Source organism: Ancylobacter aquaticus (assembly GCF_004339465.1).
In the GTDB taxonomy this organism is placed as follows: Bacteria; Pseudomonadota; Alphaproteobacteria; order Rhizobiales; family Xanthobacteraceae; genus Ancylobacter; species Ancylobacter aquaticus.
In genome coordinates this window covers 1,067,046-1,092,066 of sequence record NZ_SMFY01000002.1, presented here as the reverse complement: position 1 = coordinate 1,092,066, position 25,021 = coordinate 1,067,046, and the positions used below count along the sequence as shown (strand labels likewise).

General features: G+C 67.4%; 29 protein-coding genes. 11 read left to right on the top strand and 18 right to left on the bottom strand.

The features are described 5' to 3' along the window. Positions 1 to 3 precede the first annotated feature (3 nt). The gene (greA, locus tag EV667_RS14630; protein ID WP_131836037.1) at positions 4 to 510 is read right to left on the bottom strand and encodes a transcription elongation factor GreA; all 507 of its coding nucleotides are present in this window, start codon (positions 508 to 510) and stop codon (positions 4 to 6) included. Positions 511 to 623: 113 nt separating this feature from the next. Continuing rightward, entirely contained in the window at positions 624 to 1,109 is a 486-nt protein-coding gene (locus tag EV667_RS14625) for a tRNA (cytidine(34)-2'-O)-methyltransferase (RefSeq protein ID WP_131836036.1), read from the bottom strand. A 260-nt stretch (positions 1,110 to 1,369) separates the two neighbouring features. Here EV667_RS14625 and EV667_RS14620 point away from each other — a divergent pair, with 260 nt between their 5' ends. The 5 genes from EV667_RS14620 (at position 1,370) to EV667_RS14600 (ending at position 6,614) form a co-directional block, all read left to right on the top strand. Then, positions 1,370 to 2,980 (top strand): sulfatase-like hydrolase/transferase, encoded by a 1,611-nt coding sequence (locus EV667_RS14620; protein WP_165901615.1) that lies wholly within the window; start codon positions 1,370 to 1,372, stop codon positions 2,978 to 2,980. Positions 2,981 to 3,283: 303 nt separating this feature from the next. Then, on the top strand, positions 3,284 to 3,844 hold the full coding sequence (gene petA / locus EV667_RS14615) for a ubiquinol-cytochrome c reductase iron-sulfur subunit (protein ID WP_131836034.1): 561 nt from the start codon (positions 3,284 to 3,286) through the stop codon (positions 3,842 to 3,844). A 24-nt stretch (positions 3,845 to 3,868) separates the two neighbouring features. Continuing rightward, positions 3,869 to 5,143: a cytochrome b gene (locus EV667_RS23180; protein WP_131836033.1), complete on the top strand. Its 1,275-nt coding sequence runs from the start codon at positions 3,869 to 3,871 to the stop codon at positions 5,141 to 5,143. 22 nt (positions 5,144 to 5,165) lie between these two features. Then, positions 5,166 to 6,020, top strand: a complete 855-nt coding sequence (locus tag EV667_RS23175) for a cytochrome c1 (protein ID WP_245516154.1) — start codon at positions 5,166 to 5,168, stop codon at positions 6,018 to 6,020. A 147-nt stretch (positions 6,021 to 6,167) separates the two neighbouring features. Then, the gene (locus EV667_RS14600) at positions 6,168 to 6,614 is read left to right on the top strand and encodes a hypothetical protein (RefSeq protein ID WP_131836031.1); all 447 of its coding nucleotides are present in this window, start codon (positions 6,168 to 6,170) and stop codon (positions 6,612 to 6,614) included. A gap of 52 nt (positions 6,615 to 6,666) precedes the next feature. Here EV667_RS14600 and EV667_RS14595 read toward each other — a convergent pair whose 3' ends face one another. From EV667_RS14595 to lgt, 13 genes are all read right to left on the bottom strand, one after another. Further along, positions 6,667 to 7,143 (bottom strand): MaoC/PaaZ C-terminal domain-containing protein, encoded by a 477-nt coding sequence (locus EV667_RS14595; RefSeq protein WP_131836030.1) that lies wholly within the window; start codon positions 7,141 to 7,143, stop codon positions 6,667 to 6,669. A 7-nt stretch (positions 7,144 to 7,150) separates the two neighbouring features. Beyond that, positions 7,151 to 7,609 carry a MaoC family dehydratase gene (locus EV667_RS14590; RefSeq protein ID WP_131836361.1) on the bottom strand — a complete coding sequence of 153 codons (459 nt, stop codon included), beginning with the start codon at positions 7,607 to 7,609 and terminating at the stop codon, positions 7,151 to 7,153. Positions 7,610 to 7,734: 125 nt separating this feature from the next. After that, positions 7,735 to 8,238 (bottom strand): GNAT family N-acetyltransferase, encoded by a 504-nt coding sequence (locus tag EV667_RS14585; protein ID WP_131836029.1) that lies wholly within the window; start codon positions 8,236 to 8,238, stop codon positions 7,735 to 7,737. A gap of 232 nt (positions 8,239 to 8,470) precedes the next feature. Next, positions 8,471 to 9,568 carry a redox-regulated ATPase YchF gene (gene ychF, locus EV667_RS14580; RefSeq protein ID WP_131836028.1) on the bottom strand — a complete coding sequence of 366 codons (1,098 nt, stop codon included), beginning with the start codon at positions 9,566 to 9,568 and terminating at the stop codon, positions 8,471 to 8,473. Positions 9,569 to 9,656: 88 nt separating this feature from the next. After that, positions 9,657 to 10,271, bottom strand: a complete 615-nt coding sequence (gene pth, locus EV667_RS14575) for an aminoacyl-tRNA hydrolase (protein WP_131836027.1) — start codon at positions 10,269 to 10,271, stop codon at positions 9,657 to 9,659. Positions 10,272 to 10,386: 115 nt separating this feature from the next. Next, positions 10,387 to 11,010 carry a 50S ribosomal protein L25/general stress protein Ctc gene (locus tag EV667_RS14570; protein ID WP_131836026.1) on the bottom strand — a complete coding sequence of 208 codons (624 nt, stop codon included), beginning with the start codon at positions 11,008 to 11,010 and terminating at the stop codon, positions 10,387 to 10,389. Between the two features lie 168 nt (positions 11,011 to 11,178). Next, positions 11,179 to 12,087, bottom strand: a complete 909-nt coding sequence (locus EV667_RS14565) for a hypothetical protein (RefSeq protein ID WP_131836025.1) — start codon at positions 12,085 to 12,087, stop codon at positions 11,179 to 11,181. A 135-nt stretch (positions 12,088 to 12,222) separates the two neighbouring features. Further along, positions 12,223 to 13,176 (bottom strand): ribose-phosphate pyrophosphokinase, encoded by a 954-nt coding sequence (locus tag EV667_RS14560; protein ID WP_131836024.1) that lies wholly within the window; start codon positions 13,174 to 13,176, stop codon positions 12,223 to 12,225. A 149-nt stretch (positions 13,177 to 13,325) separates the two neighbouring features. Then, positions 13,326 to 14,030, bottom strand: coding sequence for a hypothetical protein (locus EV667_RS14555; protein WP_131836023.1), 705 nt, complete (start codon positions 14,028 to 14,030; stop codon positions 13,326 to 13,328). An 86-nt stretch (positions 14,031 to 14,116) separates the two neighbouring features. After that, positions 14,117 to 15,268, bottom strand: coding sequence for a M24 family metallopeptidase (locus EV667_RS14550; RefSeq protein WP_131836022.1), 1,152 nt, complete (start codon positions 15,266 to 15,268; stop codon positions 14,117 to 14,119). A gap of 9 nt (positions 15,269 to 15,277) precedes the next feature. After that, the gene (gene pgeF, locus EV667_RS14545; RefSeq protein ID WP_131836021.1) at positions 15,278 to 16,039 is read right to left on the bottom strand and encodes a peptidoglycan editing factor PgeF; all 762 of its coding nucleotides are present in this window, start codon (positions 16,037 to 16,039) and stop codon (positions 15,278 to 15,280) included. Next, positions 16,036 to 17,163, bottom strand: a complete 1,128-nt coding sequence (locus tag EV667_RS14540; RefSeq protein ID WP_131836020.1) for a class I SAM-dependent methyltransferase — start codon at positions 17,161 to 17,163, stop codon at positions 16,036 to 16,038. Before EV667_RS14540 ends, pgeF begins: the two co-directional genes overlap by 4 nt. Next, positions 17,160 to 18,008, bottom strand: a complete 849-nt coding sequence (gene lgt, locus EV667_RS14535; RefSeq protein ID WP_131836019.1) for a prolipoprotein diacylglyceryl transferase — start codon at positions 18,006 to 18,008, stop codon at positions 17,160 to 17,162. Before lgt ends, EV667_RS14540 begins: the two co-directional genes overlap by 4 nt. Positions 18,009 to 18,229: 221 nt before the next feature. On the opposite strand from lgt, the gene EV667_RS14530 reads away from it, so the two are divergent. The 6 genes from EV667_RS14530 to EV667_RS14505 all read left to right on the top strand — a co-directional run bounded on the left by EV667_RS14530 (position 18,230) and on the right by EV667_RS14505 (position 22,132). Then, on the top strand, positions 18,230 to 18,517 hold the full coding sequence (locus EV667_RS14530) for an accessory factor UbiK family protein (RefSeq protein ID WP_131836018.1): 288 nt from the start codon (positions 18,230 to 18,232) through the stop codon (positions 18,515 to 18,517). Between the two features lie 274 nt (positions 18,518 to 18,791). Continuing rightward, on the top strand, positions 18,792 to 19,292 hold the full coding sequence (locus EV667_RS14525; RefSeq protein ID WP_131836017.1) for a type III secretion system chaperone family protein: 501 nt from the start codon (positions 18,792 to 18,794) through the stop codon (positions 19,290 to 19,292). A gap of 103 nt (positions 19,293 to 19,395) precedes the next feature. Then, a complete protein-coding gene (gene proC, locus EV667_RS14520; RefSeq protein ID WP_131836016.1) occupies positions 19,396 to 20,220 on the top strand; it encodes a pyrroline-5-carboxylate reductase in 825 nt (274 codons plus the stop codon). Positions 20,221 to 20,331: 111 nt separating this feature from the next. Continuing rightward, positions 20,332 to 21,039, top strand: coding sequence for a PTS sugar transporter subunit IIB (locus EV667_RS14515; protein ID WP_131836015.1), 708 nt, complete (start codon positions 20,332 to 20,334; stop codon positions 21,037 to 21,039). A 99-nt stretch (positions 21,040 to 21,138) separates the two neighbouring features. Next, positions 21,139 to 21,492 (top strand): tRNA-binding protein, encoded by a 354-nt coding sequence (locus EV667_RS14510; RefSeq protein ID WP_131836014.1) that lies wholly within the window; start codon positions 21,139 to 21,141, stop codon positions 21,490 to 21,492. Between the two features lie 10 nt (positions 21,493 to 21,502). Next, the gene (locus EV667_RS14505) at positions 21,503 to 22,132 is read left to right on the top strand and encodes a LysE family translocator (RefSeq protein ID WP_207907751.1); all 630 of its coding nucleotides are present in this window, start codon (positions 21,503 to 21,505) and stop codon (positions 22,130 to 22,132) included. Between the two features lie 7 nt (positions 22,133 to 22,139). Here the strand turns inward: EV667_RS14505 and EV667_RS14500 are convergent, their stop codons facing one another. The 3 genes from EV667_RS14500 to EV667_RS14490 are packed head-to-tail and all read right to left on the bottom strand — an operon-like array spanning position 22,140 to position 24,879. Then, positions 22,140 to 23,543: an ATP-binding protein gene (locus EV667_RS14500; protein ID WP_131836013.1), complete on the bottom strand. Its 1,404-nt coding sequence runs from the start codon at positions 23,541 to 23,543 to the stop codon at positions 22,140 to 22,142. Next, positions 23,540 to 24,280: a response regulator gene (locus EV667_RS14495; protein WP_131836012.1), complete on the bottom strand. Its 741-nt coding sequence runs from the start codon at positions 24,278 to 24,280 to the stop codon at positions 23,540 to 23,542. Before EV667_RS14495 ends, EV667_RS14500 begins: the two co-directional genes overlap by 4 nt. 14 nt (positions 24,281 to 24,294) lie before the next feature. Next, complete coding sequence (locus EV667_RS14490; protein ID WP_131836011.1) at positions 24,295 to 24,879, bottom strand: MarR family winged helix-turn-helix transcriptional regulator; 585 nt, start codon at positions 24,877 to 24,879, stop codon at positions 24,295 to 24,297. Positions 24,880 to 25,021 lie beyond the last annotated feature (142 nt).

Here is a 25,021-nt window from a genome sequence, read left to right as displayed (position 1 = left end):
CCCTCAGATCCTGTCGCCATCCTCCAACCAGGAAATGGACAGGATTTCGAGACTGCGCGGCCCCAGCTGGACCACGTCGCCAACCGCTTTGCCCATCAGGGCGATGGCGACGGGGGAGCCATGCGAAAGTGTAGCCTGAGACGGGTTGGCCTCATCCTCGCCGACGATGCGGTAGGTCTGCACGCGGCCGTCATCGCGCTCGAAACGGACGGTGTGACCGAACGAAACGACGTCGTTTGACGATGGCGGCAACGAAACCCGGGCGGTCTCGACGCGCTGGGAATAGTAACGGATGTCGCGGATCGGAACCGCCGATTGCCGTCGCCTCTCATTGACATCTTCCAGAGCATTCGCGGCCGCGAGCGCCTGCTGGGCGCTTGCCAATTCATCCTGCAGCATCTGCAGGCCGGCTTTGGTGACAAGATTAATGCGATCGGAGATCGGGCGCGCCGGCAGAATGGTTTCCGAGGCGGCCTCGGCACTCTCTTCCTTTGCAAATGCCACGCTCAATTTTTCCAGCTCCTGTCACGCCGTTTCAGATGTCGATGCCCACAGCTAACACCGCAAGGTGTGCGCGGGCTACGGCCCCCGCGCACCGCTGAGGGGAAGTCTGGATCCCCGGGTCAAGCCTGGGGATGAGGGTGATATGGGGGAAATCCCCCCGTCTGCCGCAGCGCCTCGCCGAGAATCATCGCCCCGGCCAGTGCCACGTTGAGCGAACGGGCGCCTTCCATTAGCGGGATGGCGATTCGCGCATCGGCTGCCGCGTGCACCTCCTCCGGCACGCCGGCGCTCTCGCGGCCCAGCAGCAGCACGTCGTCGGGCGCGAAGGCGAAGGCTGTGTAGGCCACCGCGCCGCGCGTGGTGCACAGGATCAGCCGCCGGCGTTCCACCGCGCGCCAATTCTCGAACGCGGTGAAGCTGTCATGCCGGGTGATCGCGGCGCGGTCGAGATAGTCCATCCCCGCCCGCCGGAAGCCGGCATCGCCCACAGGGAAGCCCGCCGGCTCGATGATGTGCAGCGTCACGTCGAGGCAGGCGGCTGCGCGCGCCAGCGTGCCGGCATTCTGCGCGATGTCGGGCTGGTAGAGCGCGAGTGCCAGCGTCATGCCGCGTTGATCCGTGCCGCCGGTTGCCCGACCCGGTGACGCGCGGGCCCGAGCTCCCGGGAGCATTTTGACTCAGTCATGCGGGAGGTATAAATCTGAAAAACTCCGTCAATTCTCTCTCCTAGAAATATTCGATGCTCAGTGTAGGCGTCTTCTATTTAAAATTATTTGCCTGCATTTTTTACGTTGGTGTCTACGCCCCAAGGTTTTTTTCCGCCCTTTCCGACATTGGAACGTTCCCGGTCCGTGTTGGATACATCGTGCTCGCTGCGATTCTCTGGGGCTCGCTTCTGGCGGCAGCCTCCATCGACTCATCGCCGGTGCGGGTGATCGTCGCGGTGCCGCTGGTAGCCTGTGCCTATTTTACCGCCGTCTTCGAGGATGCCAGCGGGCAGCGCCTGAACTACAGCGATTTTTTCAACCTGCTTCGGGGGGCGACCGGCCTTCCGGAAGCAAGAATCCAGCATCGCGCCTCGTTGATTCGCGGGGCCGAGAGCGCGTTCCTGCTGCTGGCGGTTCTGGTTCTTCCTCCGGGCTGGCCCATGCCCCTTGCCGACCTTTGCGCCGCCGCTGCACCGATCGCGGCGGCGCTGGTGGCGGCTATCGTCATGCTGGCGCGCAACCTGAACACCATCAACGGCGCGCCGCCCAGCCTGATGCCCCTGATCTACCTGATGCTTCTCGGCTATGACGCGGCAAGGGGCGCCCTGGGCGCCCGGCAGGCGATCAGCCTTCCCCATTCCGGCAAGCGGCTCTCCGGGAGCGTCGTGCTCATCATCGACGAGAGCGTGGCCGGCCAGTATCTCGACATCAACGCGTCCAGCGGCGTGCCGACTCCCCTCTCGCGGCACTGGCCGGGCCTGGTGATCCACAATTACGGCCTCGCCGCCTCCATCACCCATTGCAGCTTCGGCACCAATCTGACCCTTCGCTACGGTGGGACGCGCGGCGATTATCACCGGATCAACGCGACGGGCCCCTCGATCTGGGCGTATGCGCGCAAGGCCGGCTTGCAGACCGTCTATATGGATGCGCAACTCACCGACGGTCCGCGAGCGCTTGTGATGTACGGCGCCAGCCGCGAGGCGCTGGATCGCTTCGTCCAGTTTCCCGACGTGCCCGTCCCGCAGCGGGACATGGCGCTTGCCGAGGCACTGATCGCCGAGCTTGCCGACCCCACGCCCAAGCTGATCCTCGTCAACAAGATCGGCGCGCATTTTCCCGTGCACGACAAATACCCAGACGACCATATGCGCTATGGCCCGGCGCTGCCGCGCGGGGGCTATGTCGACGCGCCCCATCGCTCCGCGCGGCGCGAAGGGTTCGGCAACAGTGCCGAAGAATGGGCGCGCTATCGCAACGCCTATCGCAACACATTGCTGTGGAACGTGGGGACGTTCTTCGAGACCGTGCTGAGCCGGGCCGATCTGTCGCGCGCGACGCTGCTCTACACCTCCGACCACGGCCAGAACCTGCGCGAGCGCGGTGGCGCCGGGGGGCTGACCCATTGCAGCCCACACCCCGAGCCGGAGGAGGGGACTGTGCCGCTCGTGCTGATTGCGGGCGAAGGCGCTTCCGATATCGACTGGGAGCGCGATCTGCCTGGCAACAGGGATCGTTCGAGCCACTACATGATCTTCCCGACCCTGCTCGTCCTGATGGGCTATGAGGCCGCCGCCGTCGAGGCCGCCTATGGGCGGGGGCTCCATCAGCCTTCGGACGATCCCCGCACGTTCAACACGGTATTCAGCGCCCGGTTCGACATGCCCCGCAAATGGCTCGCGGTGGACGCCGATCTTGTCCAGCGACCGCTCGATTCGGACTGGCGCGGGGCGGAAGACGGCCCGCAGGACGAGGGCGGGCTCCGTTGAAGCCGCGTGCGCCGGATGCCGGGGTCGCGCAGTGGGATGTCGGCCCACCGGCACAGGTGCTTGTCGAGAGGCGCGCGATGCCGGTGCCCGCCTCGCGCGGGCGTGGACAGCCGGGGGGCAGGACGGGTTGCCGCACTGCGTTCATCTGGACAAGGGGCGGCCCGGATGCAATTAGAGGCAATCGAAGGTAGGGTCGACCGCGTGCCACGCGGACGCCTGCCCGTTTCGCGCGAGCGCTCTACGCCGCGCCGGAACGGTCTGGCCGAGGCAGCGGTGACGGGTTCGAGGGGAAAGGAAACCATCGTGGCAGCAACTGAGACGGCGGGTACCACGCGCCGCGACTTTCTCTACATCGCCACCGGCGCCATGGGCGCGGTCGGCGCTGCCGCACTCGTGTGGCCCTTCGTCTCCCAGCTCCAGCCCGACGCCTCGGTTCTCGCGCTGTCCACCACCGAGGTGGACCTGTCGCAGGTCGCCGAGGGCCAGATGGTCACGGTGAAATGGCGCGGCAAGCCGGTCTTCGTGTGGAACCGCACCCCCGATGACATCGCCAAGGCGAAGGCGACCGAACTTTCCGCGCTGCTCGACCCGGTCGCCCGCAACGCCAATCTCGCGGCGGACGCTCCGGCGACCGACGAGAACAGGGCGGGCGAGGGGCACGAGAAGTGGCTGGTCGTCATCGGCATCTGCACGCATCTGGGCTGCGTGCCGATCGGCCATTCGGGCGAATATGAAGGCTGGTTCTGCCCCTGCCATGGCTCGGAATACGACACGGCCGGCCGGGTCCGTCGCGGGCCGGCGCCGACCAACCTCGACATTCCGCCCTATCAGTTCGTGTCCGACACGACGATCTCCATCGGCTGAGCCGGCGTTCAGGGATATTCACAGATGAGCGGACACTCCACGTTCGAGCCGAAGAATCCGGCGCTCAAGTGGTTCGAGAGCCGGCTTCCGCTGGTCGGCCTGATTCACTCTTCCTTCGTGGCCTACCCGACGCCGCGCAACCTGAACTACTGGTGGACCTTCGGCGGCATCCTGTCGCTGATGCTGGTCTGCCAGATTGTCTCGGGCGTGGTGCTGGCGATGCACTACACGCCGCACATCACGCTGGCGTTCGATTCCGTCGAGCACATCATGCGCGATGTCAGCTATGGCTGGCTCATCCGCTACATCCACGCGAACGGCGCCTCGATGTTCTTCATCGCGGTCTACATCCACATGTTCCGCGGCCTCTATTACGGGTCCTACAAGGCCCCGCGCGAGGTGCTGTGGATCCTCGGCTGCATCATCTACCTCCTGATGATGGCCACCGCCTTCATGGGCTACGTGCTGCCGTGGGGCCAGATGAGCTTCTGGGGCGCCACCGTCATCACCAACCTGTTCTCGGCTTTCCCGGTCGTCGGCCCGACCATCGTGGAATGGCTGTGGGGTGGCTTCTCGGTCGATAACGCGACTCTCAACCGCTTCTTCTCGCTGCACTACCTGCTGCCCTTCATGATCGCGGGCGTCGTCGTCCTGCACGTCTGGGCGCTGCATGTGGTGGGCCAGAACAACCCGACCGGCGTCGAGCCGAAGAGCGCCAAGGACACCGTTCCGTTCACGCCCTACGCGACCATCAAGGACGGGTTCGGCATGGTGTGCTTCCTGATCTTCTTCGCGTGGTTCCTGTTCTACATCCCGAACTATCTCGGCCACGCCGACAACTACATCCCGGCCAACCCGCTGGTGACGCCGGCGCACATCGTGCCCGAATGGTACTACCTGCCGTTCTACGCCATGCTGCGCGCGGTCCCGGACAAGCTCGGCGGCGTGCTCACCATGTTCGGCGCGATCATCGTGCTGTTCTTCGTGCCGTGGCTGGATACGTCGAAGGTGCGCTCGGGCGTCTACCGCCCGCTGTTCAAGCAGTTCTTCTGGATCTGGGTGGCGGTGTGCATCGGCCTCGGCTGGCTTGGCGCCAAGCCGGCGGAAGGCGGTTATGTCATCGCCGGCCGCATCCTGACGATCTACTACTTCGCCCACTTCCTGATCATCCTTCCGCTGCTCGGCCTGTTCGAGAAGCCGAAGGCGGTCCCGGCCTCGATCACCGAGGCGGTGCTGGGCAAGAACAGGGGCGCGGCACCGGCCTCGGCGGGCGTCTCGACGCCACAGACCAAGGGTTGAGCGGATCATCATGAGCACCACCATGTCTTTCCGTTCAGCGTCCTTCCGTTCCAGCCTTCTGCGTCCGCTCGCCGTCGCCGCGCTGGCGTTCGGCCTTGCCGCCCCGGCGCTCGCCGCCGAGGGCGCGCCTAAGCCCCCCCGCGAGGAGTGGAGCTTCGCCGGGCCGTTCGGCACGTTCGACCAGGGCCAGTTGCAGCGTGGCTTCCAGGTGTTCAAGGAAGTCTGCGCCTCCTGCCACTCCGCCCACCTGTTCTCGTTCCGGAACCTTGCCCAGCCGGGCGGGCCCTCCTTCAGCGAGGCGCAGGCCAAGACGGTGGCCGAGGAATATCAGGTGCAGGACGGCCCGAACGATGCGGGCGACATGTTCGACCGCCCCGGCCGGCTGTCCGACCGCTGGCCCTCGCCCTTCCCGAACGAGCAGGCGGCGCGTGCCTCCAATGGCGGCGCCTATCCGCCTGACTTCTCGACGCTCGCCAAGGCGCGCACCTATGAGGTCGGGTTTCCCGGCTTCCTGATCGACATCCTCACCCAGTACCAGGAGAATGGCGTGGACTATATCCACGCCCTGCTGGTGGGCTATGAGGAGCCGCCGGAAGGGTTCGCCCTGCCGGAAGGCGCGCATTACAACAAGTACTTCCCCGGCCACGCCATCAAGATGCCGCAGCCGATCTCCGACGGGCAGGTGACGTATTCGGACGGCTCGCCGGAGACGACCGACCAGTATTCGCGCGACGTGACCGCGTTCATGATGTGGATGGCCGAGCCGCACCTCGAAGCCCGCAAGCGCATCGGCTTCCAGGTGATGATCTTCCTCATCATCTTTGCGGGCCTGCTCTACTTCACCAAGAAGAAGGTATGGAAAAGCGCCGGCCACTGAGCCGGGACTTCTCCTGCCGGACATGGATAAGCGAAGGGCCCCTGACGGGGCCCTTTTGCTTCTTTGGCGAGTGACCGGCGCTTGATCTGTCGATGAGACATACCGCAAACTGGCCGCAGCCACGGTAAAGGACGGGAGCCGCTTTCGATGCCACCTCTCGGCACGTTTACCTTGCGCGCGGGCCTTCTCCTCGCCTTTCTCGCGATCGGCGCAGTGGGGGCTCATTCGGCGGATGCGTGCCGGACAGCGTACCGCACCGTCGAGTGGAGCAAGCTGAAAAGGCTTCTCGCGGCGAACGGCATCCCCGAAAGCGAGCGCTCCTTTCTTTCGGCCGGCGCGGAAAAACGCCTGAAGGAACTGACCAAAAGCGACCTGAACGTGCGAGGTGCTCACTGCGGGATCGAGCAGGTCCGCACCCTTGTCCTCGGTTGCCTGAACAGCACGCTTGAGCCCGCCTTACAGGCGGTTCCCATTGATCGCGTGTCCAGGGAGGGCCTGTGGGGTCGGCCGGGCATTTCGGTACGTGCCGGAGTATTTATCGGAATGTTCCACGCCTGTCGTGCAGGAGCCATGAACGCCTTCCTGAATCATTAGCCGTCCCTTGGCGCTTCGAGCCGGGACGATTCTTCTCACTACCGAGCCCGCCTCACCCCTCCAGCCGCTCCACAAAAACGCAATTGGTGAACTCCAGCGCCAGCTCTCCCCCGGGATCGGTGGCGGTTTCGCGGGTGAAGACGAGCCCCCATTCGGGGCGGGTGGCGCTCAGCTTCTTCGCCGACACCTCGCTCAGGAAGGCGAGCGTGTCGCCCGGCCGCACCGGGCGCAGCCATTTCAGTTCCTTGAAGCCGGGGGAGGGGCCAATGCGCGGCACCGGCTTGCCGGCCCGGCGCAGGCCCTCATGCGCGCGCTCCCACGCCTGCGCCCGCAGGCGGGCGGCGATCGCCACGCCATGCCAGCCCGAGGCGACCAGCCCGCCGAAATGGGTGCGCGCGCCCGCTGCTGCGTCGAGGTGAAAGGCCTGCGGGTCCCAGGCGCGGGCGAAGGCGATGATCTCGGCCTCGCTGAAACGGTGCGAGCCGAGCCGCGTGCGGGTGCCGATCTCGATATCCTCAAAGAACAGCATGATTCCCTCAGACCGGCCGAAAGCCGGGATTGCGCCTGCCGAACAGGATGGTGCCGACAAGGTCCGCCATCACCTCGCCGGCGGCGTCGAGAAGCTCGAAGCGAAATTTCACCAGCCCCATTTCCGGCCGGCTCTTCGACGAGCGGGCCTCCAGCACCTGCCGGCGCAGGCTCAGCACCGTGCCGGGATGGACCGGCTTGAGGAAGCGCACCTCCTCCAGCCCCGGCGAGCCGAGGCAATCGCTGCCTATCAGGAAGCCGTCGGCGGCGAGGCGCATGAAGATGCAGCACAAATGCCAGCCGGAGGCCGAAAGCCCGCCCAGCCGTGTGGCCTCGGCGGCGGAATCGTCGAGATGGATGGGCAAGGGGTCAAACTCGCGGGCGAAGCCGACGATCTCCTCGCGACCCACCACATAGCGCCCGGAGGTCGCCACATGGCCCTCGTGAAAATCCTCCCAGAACAGCATTGGCGCGCGCGATCCCCCGGCGCGGCGCGCCGCGAATTGCGACGGCACCGTCTTTGCCGAACGCGATCACACGGGACGATGGTCGCGAGGTCAAGCGCCGGCTTCGTCAGAGGTGGGCGGGAAGGTCAGGAAGGCGGCAGCGGGTCGGCCGGGGCGCCCAGTTCCATATGCACGATCTCGATAGGATCGCTGCCGATCCCATGGGAGAAATAGCCCTTCGCGACGGCCCTGAACCCGTGGCGCCGATAGAAGCCCTCGGCATTTACGGTGGCTTCGACCTTTACAGGCCCGGCGTGTCCCAACCGGGCCTTGCCGATGCCGATGTCCAAAAGTCGCGCGCCCAGGCCGGCGCCGGCTGCGTCCGGCACAAGGAACAGGCGCGTCACCTCGCCGGGCTCCGCGTCGACGAAGCCGACCACGACGCCCTCACGCTCGGCGACGACCACCCCGCCCCGGGCGATCAGTCCCTCGTAGGTGGCCGCAGTGCGGGCCCCCATCCAGCCTTCGATCTGTGCCGGCGAATAAGCGCCTCGGGCGAGGCCCGCGACGGAGAGCTGCGTGATCTCGAACAGGCGGGCACCGTCGCCGGCACGGGCCGGCCTCAGCTCCAAGAGCTTCTCGTTGTCCATGTCACGGCACAAACGGAATCGGAAACTGGCGGGATGAGGACACGGTACAGCCACCAGCGGGAGGAGGGAAGCCAAGGGGTAGCGCCGCCCGCCGCTTGATCCTGCATGACAGGCGCGCACGCGCTGGGTGAAACGGCGAGGCCGCGAGGCCGCAGCCGGCACCCCGCGATAGGTTCTGCAGCTTGGCGAAGCAGCAGCTCCTGCAGCGACATCTGCAGCCGGCCGCCGCCGTTCAGTTGGCGAAGCGGAAATGCAGCACGTCGCCATCGGCGACGACATATTCCTTGCCTTCCAGCCGCAGCCGGCCGGCGTCGCGCGCGCCCGCTTCGCCATTGCCCTTGACGTAGTCGTCATAGGCGATGGTTTCCGAGCGGATGAAGCCCTTCTCGAAATCCGAGTGGATGACGCCCGCCGCGCCCGGCGCCTTGGTGCCCGCCGTGATGGTCCAGGCGCGGGCTTCCTTGGGGCCGACGGTGAAATAGGTGACGAGCTTCAGCAGCTCGTAGCCGGTGCGGATGATGCGGTTGAGGCCGGGCTCCTCAAGGTCGATGGCCTCGAGATAGTCCTTCTGCTCGTCGGCCGGCAGCACGGCGATCTCGCTCTCGATCTTGGCCGAGACGACTACCGCCTTGGCGCCTTCCTTCTTGGCCAGCGCGAACACTTCGGCAGAGAGGGCATTTCCCTCCTTGGCCGAGGCTTCCTCGACATTGCAGACATAGAGCACCGGCTTGGAGGAGAGCAGGCCGAGCATGCGGAACGCCTTCTCCTCCTCCGGCTTCACCTCGACGAGGCGGGCCGGCTTGCCCTCGCGCAGCAGCACGAGTGCGCGGGTCATCAGGTCGAGCAGTTCTTTGGCTTCCTTGTCGCCGCCCTTGGCCTTCTTCTCCAGCGCGCCCGCACGCTTCTCAAGGCTGTCGAGATCGGCCAGCATCAGCTCGGTCTCGATGGTCTCGATGTCCGAAATCGGCGCCAGCTTGCCCTCGACATGGGTGACGTCGGAATCCTCGAAGCAGCGCACCACATGGGCGATGGCGTCGCATTCGCGAATATTGGCGAGGAACTGGTTGCCCAGGCCCTCGCCCTTGGAAGCGCCGCGCACCAGGCCAGCAATGTCGACGAAGGTAAGGCGGGTGGGGATGATCTGCTGGGAACTGGCGATCTTCGCCAGCGTTTCCAGCCGCGCATCCGGCACCGCCACGTCACCGACATTGGGCTCGATGGTGCAGAACGGGTAGTTCGCCGCCTGCGCCGCCGCCGTCTGCGTCAGCGCGTTGAAGAGGGTCGACTTGCCGACGTTGGGCAGGCCGACAATGCCGCATTTGAAGCCCATGATGCGATGCTCGGTCGAGAGGAACGGTTGCCGCCGTGGTTAGGCAGAATGGCGGGCGAGTGCAAGTGAAGGCGCGGGTTTCGGCGGCTCAGCCTGGCTTCTTGGTGCCGGCTTTTTCCGGCGGTCCGAAGCCGCGCGCGTCGAGAAACAGGTGCAGCCGGTTCTGGAACTCGTCCAGCCGGTGGGTGGCGAGCAGGCCGGCGAGATCGGCACAGCCCTCGCACACCGCCTCCACCCAGTCGCGCTCGGCCTTGGCGAAGTCACTCAGTACATAATGATGCACCAGCGCCTTGTCGCCGGGATGGCCGATGCCAAGGCGGATGCGGGCATAGTCATTGCCGCAATGGGCGGTGATGGAGCGCAGGCCATTATGCCCTGCATTGCCGCCGCCGACCTTGTAGCGGACCTTGGCGGGCGGCAGGTCGAGTTCGTCATGGAAGGCGAACACGTCGCGCAGCTCGATCTTGTAGAAGCGCTGCGCCTCCGCGACCGCGCGGCCGCTTTCGTTCATGAAGGTTTCGGGCAGCAGCGCCAGCACCTTCTGGCCCTCGATCTCGCCCTCTGAGGCCGCGCCCTGAAAGCGACGGCGCCACGGCGAGAAACGGTGGCGGCGGGCGATGGCATCCACCGCCATGAAGCCGATATTGTGCCGGTTGCCGGCATATTTCGACCCGGGATTGCCGAGCCCGGTGAACAGCAGCACCGCGTGCCTCCACTATTGCCGAAAGCGCGCCGGGGCGGCGCTGAAATGGCGAGAGCCGGAAGCGGGCTTCCGGCTCTCGATTCACGGAACGTGCGGGCGTAAGCCCGATTTGCGCTCAGCTCTTGGCAGCGTCGGCGGCAGCAGCCGCAGCCTCGTCTTCCTCGGCTTCCTTGAGGCCCGACGGGGCCGCAATGGTGGCCAGCGTGTCGTCGCCATGGCCGGCCCAGGTCACGCCTTCCGGCAGCTTGATCGCCGAGAGGTGGATGGAATCGCCGAAGGCGTAGTCGGCGACATCGACCTCGATCGAGGTGGGAATCGCGTCGGCCGGAACGCTCAGCGAAACGGTGTGGCTGACGATGTTCAGCGAGCCGCCTTCCTTGATCGCCGGCGCGGTGTCGGCGTTCAGGAAGTGCACAGGCACGTCGACCGAGAGAGTGGCGCCAACGGCCACGCGCAGGAAGTCGATGTGCAGCGGGAAGTCCTTGACCACGTCGAGCTGGTAGTCGCGCGGGATCACCCGATGCTTCTGTCCGTCGACCTCGACATTGAACAGCGTGGTCAGGAAGTGGCCGGCATAGATGATCTTGTTGATCTCGACATGGTCGAGCGTGATGCCGACGGGGGCCTTGCCGTCGCCGTAGATGACGGCGGGTACGCGACCGGCGCGGCGTTCAGCACGAGCGGCCCCCTTGCCGACCTTCGTGCGGGCCTGCGCCTTCAGTTCCTTGATGGCGGTCATGGTTGTCCTCAATGGTTGCAAACGGACAAAGCCGCTCGCGCGGCCCGTTCCTTCAGGCTTGGTACGGTGAGCCCACGGCGCGCCTCCAGGGGTGCGGAAAGGCCGGGACCGGGCGCGCTCATAGCAGCAAAAGCCTTGGCCGGCAATGTTCGCCGTGCGAAGCGGGCCTCAGAACTTGCCGAGCACGCCCGCCTTGACGATGCCGCTGGCGTCCGAACCGGGGCTCTGCGAGCGCTGCACCGAGATGAATCGCTCGGCGCTGCCGGCGGGCGCGCGCAGCTCGATGCCGGTGGTCAGGTTCTGGCCCCTGTCCACCTCGACGCTGGCGCCGAGCTTCTCCGGCCCCAGGCCGAGCGGGGCGAGCGGGACGGAATAGGTGCTGCCGACGGCGATGTTGTCATAGATCGTGGCCGCGCCCGGGCTGGCGGAGGCGCCCACCGTGCCGGCGCTATAGACCGTGAGGCTGTCCTGCTGCAGCCCGACGCGACCCTTGATCTCGCCCGAACCGCTGGTGGCGGTGGTGGAAAGCGCGCCGGAGGCCGGGGCGGTGGCCGTGGCATTGGAGGAGACCGTCACCATCGCCGCGCCCTGGCGCAACTCCATCTGGGTCGGGAGCGTGATCCGCGCCCGCTCGACGGGTGCCTTGCGTTCCGGAATCTGCTGGTAGGGCTTGAGAGGCTCCGGCTCGGCCTCTCCCGGGTCGCCGCCGAGGCCGAGCTCGATGGTCTCCCACAGCGAGGGCATGGTCGCTGTCTCCTTGTCGGGGTCGAACGGCTCGAGCGGCGCGTCGGCAGCTTCGGTTGAGGTCTTGGCCGGGGAGGGGGCGGCCGTTTCAGCCTGCGCAGCCTCCGCCGCGCGCTGGGCGGCCTCGTAGGGCGAGTCGTCAAGCGGGTTGATGATGATGACGCCGTGCCACGGGTCCGGCAGGCCCGGCTTCGTCACCGTGCCGATGGACTGCGCCGCCGCCGGCAGGGCCAGACCCAAGCATATGCCCAAACCCGCCACCAGCACCCACAGGCGGGCGAAAGGCGCGGCAAGGGGAATACCGAAGGGATGCGGCAAAAGGGAGCGCAGCATGTCGACGTCCGGATCGTTGAGCGAGCGGACAGGCTGGGGTCAAACTGTGGAGCGATGATGGCGCAGTGCACAATTTCGCTGCGGCGTCTTTTTTTCGATGCGCTTCGGTATCGAAGTGCCGCCGCCCGCCTGCGCTCAGTCAAACAGGCTGGAGACGCTTTCCTCATGCGCCGTGCGGCCGATGGCCTCGGCGAGCAGGCTGGCGATGGAGACCACGCGGATATTGCGCGCCACCCGTACCGCCTCGGTCGGCTGGATCGAATCGGTAATCACCAGTTCCTTGAGGTTCGAGGCGGTGACACGCGAGACCGCGCCGCCGGAGAGCACGCCATGGGTGATGTAGGCGTGGACCTCCGTGGCGCCGCGCGCCAGCAGCGCATCGGCAGCGTTCACCAGCGTGCCGCCGGAATCGATGATGTCGTCGACGAGGATGCAGCGCTTGCCCTCGACGTCGCCGATGACATTCATCACCTCGCTCTCGCCGGGGCGCTCGCGGCGCTTGTCGACGATGGCGAGCTGGGCGTCGATGCGCTTGGCCAGCGCACGGGCGCGCACCACGCCGCCGACATCCGGCGAGACGACGGTGATGTCGGAGAGGTCGAAGCGCGACTTGATGTCCGCGACCATCACCGGGGCCGAGAACAGATTGTCGGTCGGGATGTCGAAGAAGCCCTGGATCTGCCCGGCATGCAGGTCGACGGTGAGCACGCGGTCGGCGCCGGCATGGGTGATGAGATTGGACACCAGCTTGGCGGAGATAGGCGTGCGGCCGGAGGACCGGCGGTCCTGCCTTGCATAGCCGAAATAGGGCAGCACGGCGGTGATGCGGCGGGCCGAGGAGCGGCGCAGCGCATCGGTTATGATGAGCAGCTCCATCAGATGGTCATTGGTCGGGAAGGAGGTCGACTGGAGGACGAAGACGTCCTTGCCGCGCACATTCTCCTGGATCTCGACGAAGATTTCCATGTCGGCGAAGCGGCGCACAACGGCCTTGGTCAGGGACGTGCCCAGATACGCCCCGATCGCCTCTGCCAGCGGACGGTTTGCGTTGCCGGCGACGATTTTGATCGAACCGTTATTTTCTGGCATTCCGGCGTGCTCCCAGCCGTCACTCTTCCGCCGGCTGTCTTAGAGCCGTCGCGCAGCCCTGATAGGCGGGCCGGCCCGGCCTGTAAAGCTTCCAAAGGCCCGCATTGTTGGCTTGTACCTATGCGCTGCCGCATAGGTGGCAGGGGCGGTCAGGGATGAGCGGCAAAGGTGAGCGCGCGTGAGGGCTCGTCCGCGTCCGAAGCTGCCGCAACGGTATCCGCCGGTATGTCGTCCGGTGCCGCCTCGGCGATGGCGGGGCCATCGCCCGGCACCACCGGGGGCGCGTCCGCTGGGTCGAGTTCGGGAGAGGCGGCAGGACTGGCGCTGGAAGAGGGGGCGCCCCCGGACAGGCGGGCGGAAATTTCGTCGAGGCTCTGGGCGGCGATGCGCTGCACCGTCGCGTCGTCGAGCTTGCCCCAGACGTCCTTGCCGGGGCCGAGCTTTTCGCGGCCGGCCACGCGCAGCACGCGGTCGCTGTCGGCGTCGAACACGTCCCACACCCAGTCGACCTCGCCCTTGCCGTTGGTGACACTGGCGGCGAGATAGCCGCGCACGCGATAGGCGGCCGGGGAGTCGCGCGAGACGATGGGTATCTGCCGGGCTTTCGCCTCGCTGGAGAGGTCCGCCACCAGCCGGTCGAACACCGGCTCGGGCGCGCCATCAATAGATTCAAAGGCGATCGTCCTGCTACCTGAGGAAGCCGAGACCGCCGCCACCGGCTTGCCGGTGCCATTGGTCTGGCAGGCGCCGAGGCCGAGGGCGGCAACGAGAATCGCGACCGTCGGCAGGAACCGGCTTCCAAGGATCCCGCTTCCAAGGCGCCGGCCCGGAAGGCGGCGAAGGCGATCGAACATGAACCATCCCCAGAGAGCCGGTCGCGCCGCATATCCCTGCCGAAGCAGGTTCGCAGCTGTCGCCAGCGGACGGGAAATGGTTAAGACTAATTAACGATCAGGTCCAGAGGGGCGGGCGTTAAGCCCTCGTTACCGTTAACGCCGACAAGATAAGTGCGCCCGAGGCACATGGCGGTGCCGGTGTCGCTGTCCATCAGGATCATGTGCGCGAACAGCACCATGCCGGCCTCCAGCACCCACGGGTTTTCCGCATAGAACATCGGCGGGTCCATCCAGGAGGGGGTGAACTTGGCGCCAAGCGAATAGCCGCAGGCCGCCAGCCGGTGCTTTTCCAGCCCGTGGCCATCCATCACATGTGCATGGGCGGCGAAGACCTCTCCGGCTGTCTTTCCCGGCACCATCGCGTGGGCGCACGCTTCCAGCGCTTGCCTCGCCGCCGCGAACAGTTCCAGATGCCGGTCGCGCGGCGGGCCGATGACGACCGTTTCCATCATCGCCGCATGGTAGTGGCGGTAGGCGCCGGCCCATTCGAGGGTGAGCTGGTCTTCCTCGCCAAGCACGCGGCGCCCGCTCTTGTAGCGGCACAGCAGGGCGTCGGCGCCGGAGCCGATGATGAACTCGTTGGCGGGATAATCGCCGCCGCCCTTGAAGATGGCGCCCTGCATGGCTGCCAACACCTCGCCCTCATCGACGCCGGGGGCGATGGTGGCGAGCGCCGCTTCGCGCGCGGCCAATGCCAGCTTGCCGGCCTGCCGGACATAGAGAATCTCCGCCGACGATTTCACCGCCCGCAGCGCGTCGACGAGGCGCGAGGCGTCGACCAGCGTGGCGATGTCGTCAAAGGCGGCGTCGAGCTTCCTGCCGGCGGCGGCGGTGAGGCCGTAGCTCTCATATTCGACGCCGATGCGGCCTCCCGAGCCACCCAGTTCCGCCACCATGACGCGCAGCTGCTGCTGGGGCGTGGCGTCGGCGCGGTCGGTCCAGACGCGGATGTCCTCGATCAGCGAGGTGTGCTGCGCCTGCCGCAGATCCGCCGAGCGTGTGAGCAGCGCCATTCGCCCATCGGCACCGAGCCAGAGCGACTGGAAGAAGCAGAAGCCGAACGTGTCGTAGCCGGTGAGCCAGTACATCGATTCCTGCTGGAACATCAGCAGCCCGTCGAGGCGCTGCTCCGCCATGACGGTGAGCAGGCGCTGGCGGCGACGCTCGAATTCCGGTCCGGTGAAATGCAGGGTCATCTGAATGCCTCAGACCAGCGTGATGGCGGCGATCATCCGACCGTAATCGGGCTCATTGCGGTGGGTGGCGCGGCGATATGAGAAGAAGCGCGCCTCGTCGGCATAGGTGTCGAGGCCGAGATCGTCGATGGTGCCGACACCGAGCGTTGCTAGCCGGGCGGCGATGTAGCCGGGCAGGTCGAACATCGCATGGTCCGGCCGGGCCGAGGCAATCAGGAAGTGCTCATTGCCGGCGGCGAGGCCGATGAGGGTGCCGATGAAGTCCGGCCCGACCTCATAGCTCGGCTGCCGGATCAGCGGCCCGATGGCGGCGACGATGCGCCCGCGCCGGGCGCCGAGCTCTTCCATGCGGGCGAGCGTGGCGTCGAGCACGCCCCCGACCGCGCCTTTCCAACCGGCATGGGCGGCACCCACCACCCGGGCCTCAGCATCCGCAAACAGCACAGGGCCGCAATCGGCGATGGTGACGGCGGCGGCGATGCCGGGGGTGGCGGTGGCCACCGCGTCGGCCTTGGGCCGCTCCTCCCACGGCCGCTCGACGATGACGCAGTCCGGCGAGTGAACCTGCCAGGCGGTGAGCAGGTGCCCGGCCGGCACGGCGAGCGCGGCCTCCATGCGGGCGCGGTTTTCCGCGATATGGGCGGGATCGTCGCGCGAGCCGGTGCCGCCGTTGAGCCCGGCATAGAGTCCTTCGGAAACACCGCCCTCGCGGGTGAAGAAGGCGTGACGGATGCCGGGCAGGGCACTCAACGCGGGAGATTCGACCTTCATACGGGAATGTCCTCGAATGCCTCACCGGGGGCGAATCCGGCCACCATGTCCAGCGCAGGATGCACCAGGGCAAGCGCCTTGAAGAGGGTGCCCATCTGCCCTTCGTCCGGCCCGGCGAGGCGCAGGCGCGCGGCCTCCACCATCTCCCGGTCCGCCTCGCTGGCGGCGCGCTTCAGCCGGAAGGCGCGGTCGTCGAGGCCGAGGCGCTCCAGCAGCATGCCCTGGCCGATGGGCCCGAAGGCGCGGGCGCCGGCAGCCGACGCGGCGCGGGCGAGGGCGGCAAAGTCGACATGGGCGGTGAGGTCCGCCGCGCCCGGGTGGGCCAGCACGTCGTCGAAGGCCCGCCGGTGAAGCGCCTGCAGCGTGTCGCCGAAACCGCCGGAGGCTTCCCGCTCGCCGGCATGGCCGTAGTCGACCAGCAGCGCTGCGCCGCCGGTGGCGGCGAGCCGGGCACCGAGCGTTGCAACGATGGTGAGGCCGAGCGGGCAGGTTTCCAAAACCGCGCCGGGCGGGGCGGAAAGCAGCCGCGCCTGCGCCCGCGCATCGAGCCGGGCGCCGGGACGCAGACCGAAGGCGAGTCCTCCCTCCGGGCCGAGGCCGACCATGCGCTCGGCGATGCCTTCCGCTGTTCGAACGAACTGCCGGATCGGCAACGCGTCGACGAATTCGTTGGCGAGCAGGACCAGCGGCCCCGGCGGCAGGTCCTCGATCCGCGCCATCCATTCGACGGGGTGGCCGCGCAGCGTCTCGGCCTGCTTGACGCGCAGGCGCGGCGAGGCTTCCACCAGCACGACCCGCGCGGCCTCATGAAAACCCGGCACGCGGGCCGTGGCCCGCAGCATGTCGGCCATCATCGTGCCGCGCCCGGGGCCGAGTTCGGCGAGGACGAAAGGCGAGGGCGAGCCCAGCCGCAGCCACGTCTCCGCCGCCCACAGGCCGAGCAACTCGCCGAACATCTGGCTGATCTCCGGCGCGGTGACGAAATCGCCGGAAACGCCAAAGGGCTCGCGCGTGGTGTAGTAGCCAAGCGTGGGATGGAACAGGCACTGCTCCATATAGTCCGCGACCGTGATCGGCCCGGTAAGCGCGATCTGCCGCGCCAGATGCTCGGCCAACGGTATCATGTCGCGCTCGCCGCCAGAGCCGGGCGACGCCGTGCGCGCCAGACAAGCCAGCTTCCCACCGCCAGCATGGGCAGCGAGAGCAGCATGCCCATGGTCAGCCAGCCGCCGAGGAGATAGCCGAGCTGCGCGTCCGGCTCACGGAAGAATTCCACGAAGATGCGGGCGCAGCCATAGAGAAAGACGAACATGCCCGCGACCGTGCCCGGCCGCGCTAGCGCCCCGGCCCGGATGACGATCTGCAGGATGATGAAGATGGCCAGCCCTTCCAGCCCGGCCTCATAGAGCTGGCTGGGATGGCGCGGCTCGGGCCCTCCATGGGGGAAGACGAAGGCCCATGCCACGTCGGTCGGTCGGCCCCACAATTCGCCATTCACAAAATTGGCCAGCCGGCCGAGGAACAGCCCGACCGGCACCACGCTGGCGGCTATGTCGAGCATCGAGACGAAGGGCAGGCCGCGCCGACGGCAGAACAGGTACATGGCGAGGATGGAGCCGAGGAAGCCGCCATGGAAGGCCATGCCGCCATGCCAGAGGGTCAGCGCCTCCCACGGGTTCGCGGTATAGAAGGGCAGATTGTAGAACAGCACATAGCCGATGCGCCCGCCCAGAATGACGCCGACCGCGATCCACACCACCGCGTCGTCGAACTCCTCAGGCTGGATCGGGGAACGCCCGCCCCACAGTGCCGGCCGGGCGCACAGTCGCTTTGCCATCCACCAGCCGAACAGCAGTCCGCCAATATAGGCCAGCGCATACCAGCGTATGGCGAAGGGGCCGAGCTCGATGAGCACCGGGTCGATACTGGGGAAGGGCAGGGCGAGGAGCGGCGGGGCGAGCATGAACATGCAATATCTCGGCGGAAGGCGGGCGAACGCGGGAGCGGCGCAGGCAATGGGCGGCGGTTCCGCTTTGCCCCCGTTGCGTGACGGGATCAAGGCGTCCGTTGTCGGCAGCGGCGGGTTCCGAAGGCGTCTCCCCCTTGCGATAGCCGCCCCGCCGCCCCATTGTCCCTGCAAAGCAATGAGTTTTGCGGGCCCCCTTGCCGGGTCCGCGTGTGGAGATAAGCATGACCCAGACCACCGGCCGAATCTTTGACGATTTTGCCAAGCTGATGAACGACGCGGCCGGCGTCGCCACGGGCGTGCGCCGCGAAGCAGAAGGCGTGATGCGCGCTCAGGCCGAGCGCATCCTGCGCGAGCTCGACGTCGTCACCCGCGAGGAATTCGAGACGGTGAAGGAACTCGCCGCCGCCGCCCGCGAGGAAAACGAGCGTCTCGCGGCCCGCCTCGCCGCTCTGGAGGCGCGGGAAGCCAAGCTTGAGGCGACGATCGATCCGCCTGATTCGCTCGGCTGAGGCTTTTGCGCCAAAGCTTCTTCGCGCGCAACGCTTGTGGACGCTTTGCCTTGGTGCTTGCCGCGCCGGGGCGAATCCCCCGACAAGTCAATTGTGCCAATTTTCGCCATGGCCCGTTTTTCTACGGACCATGGTACAACGGTCGTAGCGAGGTGCGGATTCAGCGCGATATAGTTGGGACGACGGCGATTCGTTCGATTTTGGAACAGCTTGCCGGGAACCGTCGCGTTGCGTGCGTTCGACCCTCTCCGCGTCCACCCTCGCGAGGTCGAGCATGACCTATATTAGTGATTTCGAAACCGACAGCAGCCTGAATCCTCTCGACCTGGTCGAGCGCATGGCCGCGCTCAATGAATGGGCGTTCGAGCGCTCGGCCGAGGACGAGATCACGATCTCGCTCGAAGGGCGCTGGACGGACTGCCATGTCTCGTTTCAGTGGATGGACGAGGTCGAGGCTCTGCACATCGCCTGTGCCTTCGACCTGAAGGTGCCGGAAAAGCGCAAGACCGAAGTGCTGCGCCTGCTCTCCCTGATCAACGAACAGATGTGGGTGGGCCATTTCGACCTGTGGTCGAAGGAGGGCGTCATCATGTTCCGCCACGCTTTGCTGCTGGCCGGGTCGGAAGCCACCGACCGCCAGTGCGAGGTGCTGATGGAATGCGCCATCGAGGCGGTGGAGCGCTATTTCCCTGCCTTCCAGTTCGTCGTCTGGGCCGGCAAGACCGCTCGCGAGGCGATGGACGCCACCCTGTTCGAGACCGTCGGCGAAGCCTGAGGGCGTCGCCGACGCACTCCCGCGCCGAGCATTGCCAAGGGCGCGCGCGAGCGGCTAAGGCGAGGGACGGTGCGCGATCTCGCGCGGACAGGGGAGTTCGATCATGGCCACACTTTCCGACATTCCCGGCCGGGTGCTGCTGGTCGGCGCCGGCAAGATGGGCGGCGCCATGCTGGAAGGCTGGCTCGATCTCGGGCTCGATCCGGCGCTGGCGGCGGTGATCGACCCGGGCCCGCCGCCGGAAGTCGCCGCGATGATCGAGGCGCGCGGCGTGGCGCTCAACCCGCTCAATGGCGGCCCGCCGGCGGTCATGCTGCTGGCGGTGAAGCCGCAGGTTGCCGCCGACGTGCTCGCCCGGGTGGCGCCGCTGGCGGATGCCGGCACGCTCATCGTCTCGGTCATGGCGGGGCGGACGCTCGGCTTCCTCGAATCCTTCTTTCCCTTGGGCACCGCAATGGTGCGCTCCATCCCCAACACGCCGGCGGCAATCGGGCGCGGCGTCACCGTCGCGGTGCCCAACGGTGCCGTCACGCCGGACCAGATGAACATCGCCGACGCGCTGCTGCGCGCCACCGGCGGGGTCGAATGGGTGGGGGACGAGGCGCTGATCGACGTCGCTACCGCCGTTTCCGGCTCTGGGCCGGCCTATGTGTTCCTGCTCGCCGAGGCGCTGGCGGCGGCGGGTGTCGAGGCCGGGCTGCCGGCGGACATGGCCGACCGGCTGGCGCGGGCGACCGTGGCTGGCGCGGGCGAACTGATGCTGCGCACCGGCATCGACCCGGCCCAGCTGCGCCGCAACGTAACCTCGCCGAACGGCACCACGGCGGCGGCGCTCGCCGTGCTGATGGATGAGGACAGAGGCTTTGGCCCACTGCTGACCGAGGCAGTGGCGGCGGCAGCCCGGCGCTCGCGCGAACTCGCCGGCTGACGCTCCCGATTTCGTGCGGCAAGAGCGCGCGGGAGCGCGCGCCGGGGTCTTCTCCTTGGCCGGGGCACGCCTTACATTGAGGTGAAGCAACGTTCAGGACAGGAGGTCATCATGGCACGCTCCCCGGGAACGAAAGCGAGCGCCGACAAACCGAGCGAGACGCGCGCGCTCGCCCTCGACAGTTTCATGCGGCTGCTGGCCCGCAAGCCGTTCGATCGCATTAGCCTCGGCGAGGTGGCGGACGAGGCGAAGCTTCCGCTTTCCGAACTGCGCGCTTCTTTCGGCTCCACTTTCGACATGCTGGCCGGCTTCCTGCGCGAGGTCGATGCCAAGGTGCTCGCCCCTTCCAGCGACGACATGGCAGACGAGCCGGCCAAGGACCGGCTTTTCGATGTGCTGATGCGCCGGCTCGACGTGCTGGCGCCGCACAGGCCGGCGATCCGCTCGCTGGCGGACTCGGCACGGCGCAACCCGTTCTTCGGGCTGGCGCTGAACAAGCTTTCCGTCCGCTCGCAGCAATGGATGTTGGCGGCGGCCAGGATCGACACCGCCGGCCTCAAGGGTGCGGTGCGGGCGCAGGGGCTGGCGCTGGTGTTTGCGCGGGTGCTGCAGACCTTCCTCACCGACGAGGACCCCGCACTGGCACGCACCATGGCGGCCCTCGACAGGGAACTGGCGCGCGGCGAGCGGGCGCTCGGCCTGATCGAGGGCGCGGTCTGCCTTGCCACAGGCGGGCGACGGGCGCGCGCAGGCAAGGCCGCCGGGGCGGAGCCAACCGAGGGATCGTCGGCGGCGCCGGAGGCACCGGCGCCCGCTTGACAGGGTCGGCACCGCGCCTCCAGTAGTCCGGTCTTAGAATGGGCTGCGCGCGCCCTCCGTCATGCCCATCCCTGCACGCCCAGCCTTGAGGAGCCTGCCGTGAGCCTTGCCCCCCTCGAACAGATCACCTTCGGCGATTTCCTTAAGGTCGACATCCGCGTCGGGACCATCATCCAGGCCGAGCCGTTTCCCGAGGCGCGCAAGCCGGCGCTCAAGCTGGTGATTGATTTCGGACCGCACATCGGTTGCAAGAAGTCCTCGGCGCAGATCACGACCCATTACGCCGCAGAGGATCTAATCGGGCGGCAGGTGGCGGCGGTAGTGAACTTCCCGTCGCGCCAGATTGGCCCGATCATGTCCGAGGTGCTCACCCTCGGCTTCCCCGACGAGGATGGCGCCGTGGTGCTGTTCAAGCCGGACCAGGAGGTGCCTAACGGCGCGCGGCTGTTCTGAGGGGCTAGCCGTGCCCTCGCTGGAGTTGATGGCCGCTTTCTTCGCCGCCGCCGCGATCTATGCCTACATGCCCGGCCCTGCCATGCTCTATGCGGCGGCCCAGACTCTGGGGCACGGGCGGCGAGCCGGGCTGATGGCCGCGCTCGGCATCCACCTCGGCGGCTATGTCCATGTGCTGGCCGCGGCTCTCGGCCTGTCGGCCCTGTTCGCCGCCGTGCCGGTGCTCTATCTCGCCGTGAAACTCCTCGGCGCCGCCTATCTCGTCATTCTCGGGCTGCGCCTCCTGTGCCGGCGCGGTGCGCTCCGCCTTGGCGAGGCAACTCCGGCAAGGGCGACGCGGCGCGCCTTCGCCGAGAGCGTCGCCGTCGAGGTACTGAACCCGAAGACCGCGCTGTTCTTCATCGCCTTCCTGCCCCAGTTCACCGATGCGTCGGCGACGCTGCCGCTGTGGGCGCAACTGCTGATCCTCGGCACACTGGTGAACGCGATATTCACTGCCGCCGATCTGGTGTGCGTGTGCATGGCCGGGGTGATCGTGCGGCGCCTGCGCAGTTCGGATCGGCTGCGGCTGTGGGCGCAGCGGCTCGGCGGCGGGCTGCTGATCGGGCTCGGGGCGAGGTTGGCGCTACAGCGCGGCTAGATGGTCGCTAAACCGGAATCCGGATCGCCGCGCGCAGGCCGCCAAGGGCGCTCTCGCCGAGGATAACGTCGCCGCCATGGGCGCGGGCGGCGTCGCGGGCGATGGTGAGACCAAGACCCGAGCCGCCGGCGTCCTGGTTGCGCGCTTCATCCAGCCGGAAGAACGGGCGGAACACGTCCTCGCGCAACTCCGCGGCGATGCCGGGGCCGTCATCATCGACGGCGATGGTGAGCCACCGCTCGTCGCGCGAGCCCGCTATCTCGATGCGCGAGGCGTGACGACCGGCATTGCCGACCAGATTGGCAAGGCAGCGGCGGAAGGCGTCGACCCGTACCATCACCATGGGGTCGCCGGTGTAGCTGGCGCTGACCTTCGCGCCCTGACGCTCGGCATTGACCCGCGCTTCCTCGATCAACCGGGCCATGTCCGCCAGCGCCGGCGGTTCCGCGACGTCCTCGCGGGCGAAGGCGAGATAGGCTTCGAGCATGCTCTGGAGATCGTCGACATCCTTGCGCAGCGCCTCGGTGTCGGCGCTGTCGCCCAGCAGCGCCAGCTCCAGCTTGAAGCGGGTGAGAATGGTCCGCATGTCATGGCTGACGCCGGCCAGCATGGTGGTGCGCTGCTCGATCTGCCGCTCGATCCGCCGCTTCATCTCGAGGAAGGCCAGCGCCGCGCCGCGCACCTCGCGCGCCCCGCGCGGGCGGAAGCCGGCGACGTCGCGGCCCTTGCCGAAGGCGATGGCGGCATCGGCCAGCGCCTCGATCGGCTTGATCTGGTTGCGCAGGAACAGGATGGCGACCGCCATCAGCACCAGCGCTGTGCCGACCATCCACACAAGGAAGATGTGCGAGTTGGAGAGATAGGCCTGGCTGCGGCGGGCGAAGACCCGCAGCACCATGCCGTCCATCTGCACCCGCACCTCTATCAGGTTCGAGTTGCCCACGGTGTCGGTCCAGAACGGGCGGTGCAGCCGCTTCGCCAGTTCGCCGGTGAAGGCGGAATCGAGGGTGGAGAAGAAGGGTTTGGGACCGGGCGGCGGCAGGCGCTCGCCCGGCAGGAAGTCCACAGTCAGGCCCATGGTGATCTGGGCGATGCGCTTGATCCGCTCCTGGTCCTCCTCGGTTGGGAAGGCGAGGGCGAGCTGGGTGACAGCGGTGATGTCCTGCGACACGGCCGCCGACAGCCGGCGCGTTACGGTGTTGTAGTGCCGCTCCATGAAGACGAAGGCGAGCACCGATTGCAGGATCACCACCGGGGTGACGATGATGATCAGCGAGCGGGCGAACAGCCCCTTCGGCATGATGCGGTTGAACCACGCGCCGAAGCGGGCATTGTTCTCGCGCATGCGGCGCTGGGTCAGGCGAAGGCGGGCGCGGGCGGCGCCGACGACGCTGGTGTCCAGCGCGCTCAAGGCGCGACGACCAGCCGGTAGCCGACGCCGCGCACCGTCTGCACATAGGCGGGATTGGCCGGGTCGCGCTCGATCTTGCGGCGGAGCCGGTTCACCTGCACGTCCACCGCCCGGTCGCCGGCGGCAACGCCGGGGGCCACGAGGTCCTGGCGCGGCACCGTCTGGCCCGGCGCCTCGCCGAGCACCCGCAGCATGTCGCGCTCGCGGTCGGTAAGGCGCACCAACTCGCCCTCGCGGGTCAGTTCGCCGCGCGCCAGATGGAAGCTGAACGGGCCGAAGCGCACCGTCTCGATGGCCTGCGCCGGCGGGGTGGCCGAGCGCTTGATGATGTTGCCGATCCGCAGCAGCAATTCGCGCGGCTCAAACGGCTTGGAAAGGTAGTCGTCGGCGCCGGTCTCCAGCCCCTCGATACGGTCGCCGGCCTCGGAGCGGGCGGTGAGCATGAGGATCGGCACGGAAGACGTCTCCCGCACGCCCCGGGCGAGCTCGAAGCCGGTCTCGCCCGGCATCATCACGTCGAGAATGAGCAGGTCGAACGTGAGGCCAGCGAGGCGGGCGCGGGCGTCGGCCCCCGATTCCGCCGTGGTGACGCGGTAGCCATGCTCGCTGAGAAAGCGCGACAGCAGGTCGCGGATGCGCCGGTCGTCGTCGACGATGAGCAGGTGGAAGGCGTCGTCGGCAGGCATGGTGCGGGCTTCCCTTGCGGCCGCGACCGGGCTGTGGCGGGCGTCGAGCATGGCGATCCTCCCCGTCAGCCGGCCGGCCGGCTGCGGGTGGCGCCGCGCGCCTCCACGGCCTGGTCGGCGCGGGCGATCAGCTTCTCGGTCGGGCTGCGATCTTCCGGGTCGATCATGGCGACAAGAAAGCGGCGCACGACATCGCGCGACTCGCTGCCGCTCTCCTCCAGCGCGCGGCGCAGGCGCCGGGATTGGATGGCGACGAATTCCTGCGTCAGCGCCTCGCCCTTCGGCGTGAGGTAGAGCAGCCGCTGGCGGCGGTCGGAGGCGCCGGCGCGGCTGTCGATGAAGCCCTGGTCGACCAGTTCTCGCAGCACCCGGCCGAGGCTCTGCTTGGTGATGCGCAGGATATCCAAGAGGTCGGTGACGCGCATGCCGGGATGCCGGTTGACGAAATGCAGCACCCGGTGATGCGCCCGGCCGAAGCCGAAGCCGTGCAGGATCTCGTCGGGATCGCTGACAAAGTTGCGATAGGCGAAGAACAGAAGCTCGATCAGGTCGAGCATCGGCTCGCCTTCCGGGGCAGGGGACAGGCGCGCGGCGGCCCCCGGCTCGCTCTTGCCGGTGCGCGCTGTCAGCGAGACATTTATGTCAGCCATGTTGACTTTTTTCGTTATGATCGTTACCCAGATGTCCCGTTCAACGAAAGGATCGTTCGGCTAGTCGCCCGATCCGCCTCGGAACAGGATAGAGTCGCGCTCGCACTTACAGAGCTGCGACGATAACGGGACTTCGGCCGCG